4 protein-coding genes and 1 pseudogene are annotated in these 5474 nt (G+C 70.6%); all 5 read left to right on the forward strand.

The genetic code is table 11. The features are described from left to right. A pseudogene (locus DI269_RS13960) lies at positions 1-327 on the forward strand (ribonuclease D); the annotation flags it as partial. Positions 328-496: 169 nt separating this feature from the next. Then, positions 497-1684, forward strand: coding sequence for a thiolase family protein (locus tag DI269_RS13965; protein WP_198667426.1), 1188 nt, complete (start codon positions 497-499; stop codon positions 1682-1684). Further along, entirely contained in the window at positions 1684-3762 is a 2079-nt protein-coding gene (locus DI269_RS13970) for a 3-hydroxyacyl-CoA dehydrogenase NAD-binding domain-containing protein (protein WP_112136826.1), read from the forward strand. Before DI269_RS13965 ends, DI269_RS13970 begins: the two co-directional genes overlap by 1 nt. A 249-nt stretch (positions 3763-4011) precedes the next feature. Further along, a complete protein-coding gene (locus DI269_RS13975) occupies positions 4012-4812 on the forward strand; it encodes a hypothetical protein (protein ID WP_112136828.1) in 801 nt (266 codons plus the stop codon). A gap of 379 nt (positions 4813-5191) precedes the next feature. Then, a partial coding sequence (locus DI269_RS13980) for a hypothetical protein (protein WP_157974983.1) occupies positions 5192-5474 on the forward strand: 283 nt, incomplete at its 3' end.

A 5474-nucleotide genomic window follows, 5' to 3' on the forward strand; every position in this document is an offset into this window, starting at 1 on the left:
ACGGACGCGCGCACCGTCCCCGCCGACGAGCTGCCGTCGACGACCCCGCCCCAGGACGGCCCGCCCGCGACGCACCGCTGGGCCGACCGCGACCCGGTCGCGGCCGAGCGGCTGTCGGCCGCCCGCGAGGTGGTCGCCGAGATCGCCGAGAAGCACCACCTCCCGGCCGAGAACCTCATCGCGCCCGCGCTGGTGCGGGGCCTGGCGTGGGAGCCGCCGAAGCGGGTCACCGAGCGGCACGTGCGCACGGTCCTGGCCGAGGGCGGCGCGCGCGAGTGGCAGGTCGAGCTCCTCGCCGAGGGGCTGACCGAGGCACTGCAGGACTGAGCGACCGATTCTGGGAACGGCCCCGCCGAGGCGGGGCCTTCGCCGTATCGTGAGCTGCGCAAACGTTTCCCGGAAGACGGATGCGCGACACGCCCCGGGGGGCCGTGACATCGAACTTACTTGCGGGTAACATTCGTTGTGACGTTGCATACCCAAAGGAGGGGCTGGCGTGAACGACACCATCCGCGATGTCGTCTTCGTCGACGGGGTACGGACCCCGTTCGGCAAGGCGGGCAAACTCTTCGAGGACACCCGCGCGGACGACTTGATCATCCGCGCCATCAGGTCGCTGCTGCGCCGCAACCCGGGGCTGCCGCCTGAGCGGGTCGACGAGGTGGCCCTGGCGGCCACCACGCAGATCGGCGACCAGGGCCTCACACTCGGCCGCACCGCGGCGCTCCTGGCGGGCCTGCCCCGCTCGGTCCCCGGCTACTCGATCGACCGCATGTGCGCGGGCGCGATGACCGCGGTGACCAGCGTCGCCTCCGCCATCGCCTCCCGCCAGTACGACATCGCCATCGCCGGCGGCGTGGAGTCGATGTCGAACCACCCGATGGGCGAGGGCGCGGACCCCAACCCGCGCATCGTCGCCGAGCGCCTGGTCGACCCCGACGCCCTCCAGATGGGCGTCACGGCCGAGAACCTGCACGACCTGTACCCGCAGCTCACCAAGGAGCGCGCCGACGCGTACGCGGTGCAGACTCAAGCGCGCTACGCCGCCGCCGTCGACAAGCTGTCGGCCGACATCACCACGATGGCCGCCCGCTCGGACGAGGGCTGGACCGTCGCCACCGGCGACGAGCTGCCGCGCCCGGGGACGACCATGGAGGGGCTCGCGAACCTGCGCACCCCGTTCCGCCCGCACGGGCGCGTCACCGCGGGCACGTCCTCGCCGAACACCGACGGCGCCACCGCGTGCATCATCGCCGACGCCGAGACCGCCGCCGAGCTGGGCCTGCCGATCGCCATGAAGATGGTCGGCTTCGCGTTCGCGGGCGTCGACCCCGAGACCATGGGCGTCGGGCCGATCCCGTCCACGGAGAAGGCCCTCGCCCGCGCGGGCCTCACCATCGACGACATCGGCCTGTTCGAGCTCAACGAGGCCTTCGCCGTCCAGGTGCTGGCGTTCCTCGACCACTTCAAGATCGCCGACGACGACCCGCGGGTGAACCCGTGGGGCGGCGCGATCGCCATGGGCCACCCGCTCGCGTCCTCGGGCGTGCGCCTCATGACGCAGCTCGCCCGCCACTTCGCCGAGCGCCCCGAGGTGCGCTACGGCGTCACGGCCATGTGCGTCGGCCTCGGCCAGGGCGGCACGGTCATCTGGGAGAACCCGAACTTCAAGGGGGCCAACTAATGTCCGCGACTCCGCTTGACCTCCCCGACTTCGAGGAAGAGGTCGTCACCGAGTCCTACGTGCGCTTCCTGGAGCCCCGCGGGCTCGGGGGCAAGGCCGCGATCATCACGCTCGACAACGGCTTCGACCACACGAAGCCGTCCTCGTTCGGGCCCGGCGGCCTCAAGAGCCTGTGGCGCGCGATCGACGCCGTCGAGGCCGAGGACGGCGTCAAGCTCATCGCCGTCACCGGCAAGCCGTTCATCTTCCTGGCCGGCGCCGACATCAAGCTCATGCCGAGCCTGGAGACCCGCGAGCAGGGCCTCGCCCTGGCGCAGGCCGGGCACGCGCTCTACAAGCGGCTCAAGGACTCCGCGGTGCCGACGTTCGCGTTCGTGAACGGCACGGCCCTCGGCGGCGGCTTCGAGCTGGCCCTGCACTGCCACTACCGGACCGTGTCGACGACCGCTCTCGGCCTGGGCCTGCCCGAGGTCTCGATCGGGCTCATCCCCGGCTGGGGCGGCTCGCAGATCCTGCCGAACCTCATCGGGATCGAGAAGGCCGCGCAGGTCGTGGTCGGCAACCCGCTCAACCAGAACAAGATGCTCAAGGGCGCCGACCTGGTGCCGCTGGGCATCGCCGACGCCGAGTTCGAGGCCGCGGACTTCATCGAGGAGTCCCTGGACTGGGCCGTCAAGGTCGCCACCGGCCAGATCACCGTCGAGCGGGCCGAGATCGACCGCGACGCGTGGCCGCTCGTGATCGCGGGCGCCCGCAAGCTCGTGGACGAGCGCGTCCACAACGCCTCCGCCGCCGCGGTGCGGGCCCTGGACCTGCTCGAACTGGCGCAGCACGCCACGTTCGAGGAGGGGTCCCTCGCCGAGGACGAGGCGCTCGCCGACCTCGAAGCCGGACCGCAGTTCCAGTCGAGCATCTACGCGTTCAACCTGGTCCGCTCGCTCGGCAAGCGCCCCGAGGGCGCCCCGAGCCCGGGCCTGGCCAAGGAGGTCCGCAAGGTCGGCGTCGTCGGCGCCGGGCTCATGGCCGGCCAGATCGCGCTCATGTTCGCGCGCCGCCTCGAAGTACCCGTGGTCATGACCGACCTCGACGAGGAGCGGGCCCAGAAGGGCCTCGCGTACGTGCGGGCCGAGATCGACAAGCTCGAAGCGAAGGGCCGGACCTCGAAGCTCAAGGCCGCCAAGCTCCGCGCGCTCGTCACCGCCAGCTCGGACAAGTCGGTGTACGCCGACTGCGACCTGGTCATCGAGGCGGTCTTCGAGGAGCTGGGCGTCAAGCAGGCCGTGTTCGCCGAGGTCGAGTCGATCGTCTCGGACGAGGCGCTGCTGGTCACCAACACCTCCGGCCTGTCGGTCACCGCGATGGCGTCGGGGCTGAAGCACCCCGAGCGGCTCGTGGGCATGCACTTCTTCAACCCGGTGGCCGTCATGCCGCTCGTCGAGGTCATCGCGACCGAGTCGACCGACAAGGAGACCCTGGCGACCGCGTACGCGGTGGCGAAGAAGCTCAAGAAGACCGCGGTGGGCTCGGCCGACCGGCCGGCGTTCATCGTCAACCGGCTCCTGGGCCGCATGCTCGCCGAGGTCACCGGCGCGGTCGACGCGGGCACGCCCGTCGAGGTCGCCGACGTCTCCCTCGACGCGCTGGGCCTGCCGATGCGCCCGTTCGCGCTGCTGGAGCTCGTGGGCCTCCAGGTCGCCTGGCACCTGTGCCAGCACCTGAACGAGGACCTCGGGCCGCGGTTCCCCGCGTCGGAGAACCTGCGGAGGATGGCCGAGGCCGACTTCCCGGTGTTCGACGCCGCCGCCAAGGGCAAGGGGAAGCTGACGGAGGAGGCCAAGGCGGTCATCGCGCTCGGCGACTCGCCGTCGACGGCCGACGAGGTCGGGCAGCGCATCCTGCGCGGCCTGACCGAGGAGATCGGCCTCATGCTCGACGAGGGCGTCGTGCCCTCGGCCAAGCAGATCGACCTCGCGATGATCCTCGGCGCGGGCTTCCCGTTCTGGCTCGGCGGCCTCACGCCGTACCTGGACCGCGAGGGGATTTCTACCGATGTGACCGGAAAGCCGTTCGCGGAATAGCACCTCGTGTGCGCGGTCACATTATCTTTGCGGCGAGCCCGGACTCCTCCGAACGGATGAGTCCGGGCTCGTCCCGTGTCCCGACGGGGCGGGGCGGCAGCGAGGACGCGCTCGGGCGGGGGCGACGATAGGGCCGGTACCGGGCAAATGCCGTGGAGGCTACTCGCAAGTAAGGAAACCCCTTGCCACCTTGGTTTCCTTAGAGTTCTCTGGCTTTGACCTGCGGATTTCCGCCCCTAGGTTTGGCCAGTGCATTTTCGCAAGATCATCGAAGGCGTGACCGGTCCGGTCCGGAGCGCCGCTTCCGCGCTCTCCCGGCGACTCTTCAATGACGAGTCCGGCGAGCACCACCGATTCCGCCGCGTCGCGACCGTCGGCCTCGCCGCCGCGGTCTTCACCGGCTCGGGCGCCACCGCTGCGTGGGCCATCTCGAACACCGACGAGCCGGTCGAGGAGACCGCCGCCGTCGCCGAGGCCCCGGCCGAGACCACCGAGGAGGCCACCACCGAGGCCGCCACGGAGGCCCCCGCCCCCGCCACTGAAGAGGCGACCACCGAGGAAGCCACCGAAGAGGCCACGACCGAGGAACCCGCCGGCCCCGTCGACATCGACGTCTCCGACATCGACGACGAGCAGGAGGCCAACGCGGTCACCATCATCGAGACCGGCAAGGAGATGGGCTTCGACGAGAACGGCTGGGCCGTCGCCCTCGCCACCGCGATGCAGGAGGCGAAGCTCTACAACGCCGCCTCCGACTCGGTCCCCGAGTCCTGGGACTACACCGACTCCGACGTCCACTACGAGGACCACGACTCGGTCGGCATCTTCCAGCAGCGCACCTCGATGGGCTGGGGCTCGGTCGAGGAGCTCATGGACGTCTCCACCTCCGCGAGCAAGTTCTACGGCACCCTCGAAGACGTCGACGGCTGGGAGGACATGTCCATCGCCTCCGCCGCCCAGGCCGTCCAGGTCTCGGCCTACCCCGACTACTACGCCCAGTGGGAAGACCTCGCCTGGGACATCATCGACGCCTACGAGAGCGCGTCCTAAGAACCAATCCTCCTCCCGACGGAACGGGCCTCGCGGCTTCACCAACGCGAGGCCCGTTCCCATGTCCGGGGACTGTCGTACCTCCGAGGGATAATTAAATCCGGGGGTCCCTTAGGCGCCCCAATGTCGGGTGCCCTCCTTCTTTCGCTTCGCGGAATGTCGTACCCCCGCGGGATAATTAAGACCGGGGGTCCCTTGGGCGCTTCGATTCCGGGTGCGCTTCTTCGGGTTCGGCCCTGCCGGGCGTGGTCCGATTAGAGGAATCCTGAAGAAAACCAGGCCCCGTTCATGCCCGTCGGGGGGTGCTCGTTGTGGGATGTGCACAATCCGCGTCCGGTTTGCCGCGGCGGTGATTTGACAGCACCAGCACACTGTGCACATGACGACGTACAACTGCCCGCGCTGCGGGCGACCCTCGACGGCGGGCGGGTGCCCCGCCTGCGGCCGCGGGCCCGAGCCGCTCTTGCAGCGGCTCGGCGAGCTCGACGCGGTCCTGGCGTCGATGCCCGTGACGCTCAAGAGCCGCGCCGCCGTCGAGTCCGAGCGCACCGAGGTCCTCGACGGCCTCCGCGACGTGGCCGCCCGCCACCTCGCCGAGGCCGAGCGCCAGGCCCAGGCGACGCCCGCTCCGCAGCCCCCGGCGACGCCCGCCGCCGGAAACC

This window comes from Glycomyces dulcitolivorans (genome assembly GCF_003265355.1).
Classification (GTDB): Bacteria; Actinomycetota; Actinomycetes; order Mycobacteriales; family Micromonosporaceae; genus Glycomyces; species Glycomyces dulcitolivorans.

Excerpts from the sequence above, each read along its gene's own strand:
- DI269_RS13970 (WP_112136826.1), top strand. The coding sequence starts at position 1,684 with ATGTCCGCGACTCCGCTTGACCTCCCCGACTTCGAGGAAGAGGTCGTC.